This is a genomic window from Citricoccus sp. (assembly GCF_035445025.1).
In the GTDB taxonomy this organism is placed as follows: domain Bacteria; phylum Actinomycetota; class Actinomycetes; order Actinomycetales; family Micrococcaceae; genus Citricoccus.
Genome location: NZ_DAOMPX010000173.1, coordinates 1 through 1,138, shown reverse-complemented (window position 1 = coordinate 1,138; position 1,138 = coordinate 1). Strand labels below are relative to the sequence as shown.

At 65.2% G+C, this 1,138-nt stretch carries 1 protein-coding gene; it reads right to left on the bottom strand.

Annotation, left to right across the window (positions count from 1 at the left end; genetic code table 11):
• The coding region (gene glgX, locus PLJ28_RS15955) for a glycogen debranching protein GlgX (RefSeq protein WP_324590453.1) at positions 1-1,138 on the bottom strand (1,138 nt) is incomplete at both ends.

Sequence of the window (1,138 nt, the reverse complement as noted above, 5' to 3'; positions counted from 1 at the left end):
CATCAGGGTGGTCAGGTAGTTCCGCTGCTGCTGGGCGCGCAGGCGGTTGACCTCTGCGTCCTCCGTGGGCCCCTCCTCACCGCAGTTCCACGAGCGGTTGTGGGACTCACCGTCGTTGTTGTCCTCACCGTTGGCGTCGTTGTGCTTCTCGTTGTAGGAGACGAGGTCCCGCAGGGTGAAGCCGTCATGGGCGGTCACGAAGTTCACCGATGCCCGCGGGGTGCGATTGTCATCCTCGTAGAGGTCGGCCGAGCCGGTGATCCGGGTGGCGAACTCGGCCAGCGTGCCCGGCTCCCCACGCCAGAAGTCGCGGACGGTGTCCCGGTACTTGCCGTTCCACTCGCTCCACAGGCCCGGGAAGTTGCCGACCTGGTACCCGGCCCAACCGACGTCCCAGGGCTCGGCGATGAGCTTGACCTGCCGCAGCACCGGGTCCTGGCGGACCACCTGGAGGAACCCGGACATCATGTCCGGTCCCTGCTCACCCTCGGCGCGGGTGAGCGTGGTGGCCAGGTCGAACCGGAACCCGTCCACGCGCATCTCCTCCACCCAGTAGCGCAGGGAGTCCATGACCAGCTGCAGCACCATCGGATGGGACAGGTCCAGCGAGTTGCCGGTGCCCGTGTAGTCCATGTAGTGGCGTTCGTCGCCCTCGACCAGGTGGTAGTAGTTCCGGTTGTCCAGGCCTCGGAAGGACAACGTGGGGCCCATGTGGTTGCCCTCTGCGGTGTGGTTATAGACCACGTCGAGGATGACCTCGAGGCCGGCGGAGTGTAGGTCCTTGACCATCTGCTTGAACTCGCGGACCTGCTCACCATGATCGCCGGAGGACGAGTAGGTGTTCTGCGGGGCGAAGTAGCCCAGGGTGTTGTATCCCCAGTAGTTCGAGAGTCCCTTGTCCTGCAGGTAGGAGTCGTTGGTGAACTGGTGCACCGGCATCAGTTCCACGGCCGTGACCCCGAGCCGCTTCAGGTGCTTGACGACAGTCGGGTGCGCCAAGCCGGCGTAGGTGCCCCGTTGGTCCTCGGGCACGTCCGGGTGCAGGGCAGTCATGCCCTTGACGTGGGTCTCGTAGACGACTGTCTCGTTGAAGGGGATGTCCGGCCGCTCGTCCTCACCCCAGTCGAAGGAGTCGTCG